This window comes from Candidatus Eisenbacteria bacterium, from assembly GCA_016867495.1.
Lineage (GTDB): Bacteria > Eisenbacteria > RBG-16-71-46 > CAIMUX01 > VGJL01 > VGJL01.
This window is the reverse complement of the sequence record VGJL01000258.1, coordinates 1-2,950: the sequence shown is the minus strand read 5'-3', so window position 1 is coordinate 2,950 and position 2,950 is coordinate 1. Positions and strand designations below refer to the sequence as shown.

General features: G+C 67.3%; 2 protein-coding genes. Both read right to left on the bottom strand.

Annotation, left to right across the window (positions count from 1 at the left end):
• Nucleotides 1–558 (bottom strand): hypothetical protein (locus tag FJY88_13120; GenBank protein ID MBM3288267.1); only part of this gene is annotated, 558 nt, incomplete at its 3' end.
• A 1,019-nt stretch (nt 559–1,577) separates the two neighbouring features.
• A partial coding sequence (locus tag FJY88_13115; GenBank protein ID MBM3288266.1) for a hypothetical protein occupies nt 1,578–2,950 on the bottom strand: 1,373 nt, incomplete at its 5' end.

Below are 2,950 nucleotides of genomic sequence, written 5' to 3'. Positions count from 1 at the left end.
CGTCAGGACATCGCCCGCCGCGCTGCGGTTCTTGATCTGCGCCTGCAGAGAAGTCCACCCGTCGCCCTCGGGAACGGAGGCGATCCGGCTTGCCATCGTGACGCTGAAGTCGGTCAGGAAGGTGAGACGCGCCGCCTGGATGATCGTCTTCTGTCCGGTCGTTTGCTGCAGGATCGCGACGCCGTGCAGGTTGTTGGCGACCCAGCCCGCGCCCGCCGTGAAGGGGATGCTCAGCGTCGCCTGGTCGCCCTGATTGATCAGCGTCGTGATCGTCTGGTCCTTGATGACGCGGGTGACATGGTTGTAGGTGACGCTGCCGTAGGTGAGCCCCTCCTCATAGACGAAGAGCGTGGCCCGCACCGATCCGAGGGTATAGGGATCGAGGAGCGTGTAGGTGGCGTTGAAGCTCCCCGCTGTCCCGAAGACGGTGAAGGTGCCTTCGATCCCGACCGGGCTGTTCCCCCCCGTCTCGCTCATCCGCATGTTATAGCGAGAGAGGTAGTTGTTGTAGGCGCTGTTGCAGTCGCTCGCACCCAGAACCTCGTACTTGCCGTCCACCCAGACATCCGGGATGGACGATCCCCCGCCATACCAACTGTCGCGGGCGGTCGTTTCCGGAATGGTCCAGGGGTCGGATCCCGAGACATGATGCTCCATGATGATGGTGGAGTTCGGATAGTTGGTATTGAGCCTCTCTAGCCCGCACCGGGCCGCAGGGCAGTACGTTCACCAGGTTGCAGAGAACTCTTCGGCGAAGACGACCTTGGGCGCCCCGGCCGCAGCCGGTAGGGCGATGAGAGTCGCAAGGAGTGCAAGGGCCATCACGGTCCTGCGGATGTCAGGCATGGGTTTCCTCCAGCCGCGCGCGAGATGGTTCCCCGGGGTCGGGCAAACATTGCCAAGCCCCGGACGCCGGATCGTCTCGATGCGATCCTGCAAGCAGTCCTAATTATACGCGCTTCGGGGCGGGCGCGAAAGACGGAAATGGGCGCGCCGGATCTCGGGGAGACCGCGAGGGGACATCGAATGCCGAGCAAGTCGGCGTCGCGGAGGGAATGGAATGGTGCACACGAGAGTCCACGAAGACGCCGCCGCGGGAACGGGTGAGCGTTCCAGGCGGCGGCGCCTCGGGTCCGGTGCGTCGATGGCCCCGCGCGCTCCGTTCGCGGCGTCGCGCGGGCGGCGCCTCCGTTGCCCCCCTGCGGGGGCGCTCCTCGACCTGTGCGCTGGGCTCTAGGCGTCTCGCGCCGGCCCTTCGGGACCGGACGCCGGCACGCCTAGCGTCTCAGCCACCAGAAGATATCGAAGAGCATGACGACCAACAGAAGTTCGAGGGCCATGGCTCAACCTTGCCTTTCGCCCCGACCGATCGGGGGATGAGCCTGTCAATCCCTGAGACTCCTCGACCCCCCAACCCCACCCCAAGCCGAACGCCTCAACCCTTCCACTCGGAGTTTCGGCATGGAACGGGACGGGCTTCAGGAAAAGTAGGGCTGGCCAGGCCTCGCGCGGGGCGTCCCGTCCGCGGGCATTGCCTGGGCTGGGTCCGCCCCCGCGGGTGGCAGGGAGGGGGCGGCTCAGATCGTCTTCAGGATGAGGAGGGTGGTGTCGTCATCCAGGGCCGGTCCCTGGCGCAACCTCTCCAAGAGCCTGTCGAGGAGCCTTTCGGCGGGCAGGTGCCGATGCGCCCGCGCAATCTCCTCCAGCTCGTCCTCGCGCAGGCAGGAGCCGTTGGCCATCGGATCGGCGATCCCGTCCGTGTAGCAGAGCACCAGATCCCCGGGCTGCAGCCGCACGACTCCCATCGGATACCGTATCTCCCTCTCGATGCCGAGCAGGAGAGCGGCCGCGTCGAGGCGGTGGAGGGTCCCGTCGGCCCGCACCAGGAGGGGCGGCGGGTGCCCCGCGCTGCTGTAGCGAAGCTCTCCCCTCTCCGGCTCGAACGCGGCGCAGAAGAACGAGACGAAGCGGTCGGGCCGCTCGATCTCGCAGAGCCTCCGGTTCATCTGGGCGAGGATCTGATCCGGCTCCGCGACTTCGCGCGCTTCCGCGCGGAAGAGCGCCTGGACGTTCGCCATCAAGATCGCCGCGGGGATCCCCTTGCCCGACACATCCCCCACCGCGATGAAGACGCGCCCATTCTCGCTGAGGAGATAGTCGTAGTAGTCGCCCCCCACCTCCTGGCAGGGGAGGGTCGCCGCCGTCAGCTCGACCCCCGGGACGCTCGGCGAGGACTGGGGCAGCAATCTCCGCTGGAGCGTCTGCGCCACGATGAGCTCCCGCTCGATCGCCTCCTTCTCTTTCAGCTCGCGCTGGAACTGCACGTTCTCCATCGCCAGCGCGGTCTGCGTCGCCAGCGAGTCGAGGACCTCGAGATCCCCGGCCCCGTACGACTCGCCGTCGATTCTCCCGCCGAAGACGGCGATCCCGAAGGAGCGGTGCCCCGTCGTGACGGGGACCAGGACCGCGGCGTCGAGACTGGCGAGCGTCGCCGCCTCCTCCTCCGGGAGATAGCCATAGGGCAGCTCGGCCTCGACCTCCTCGCGCAGCAGAGGCTCGGCCCTGTGCAGAACCGGGCTGCGCAGATTCGAGCCGAGCCGCAGGGGATCGGCCTGACCCGGCCTCATGCCCCAGGTGAAGCTGGCCGGCTGCGAGGGATCGGTCCCCTGGAAGTAGGCTCCCCGCTCGACGCCGAGGCTGCGGGCGACGTTCAGCAGGCTCGCGCGGATGATCTCCTGCTCGTCCGAGAGCTTCGGAAGATTGCGCGCGAACTCCCGCAGGCGCCGCCGCGACGCGAAGCGGTCGGGATAGACCGATCGGTCCACCAGCTCCTGGATCCGCTCGCGGATCGGGCTGAAGAGGATGATGACGAAGACGAAGGCGACGACGCTGACGAGCGTTCCCGAGAACGACGTGACCGTGTGGAGAAGGGCCCTGAGTAGGAAGTAGG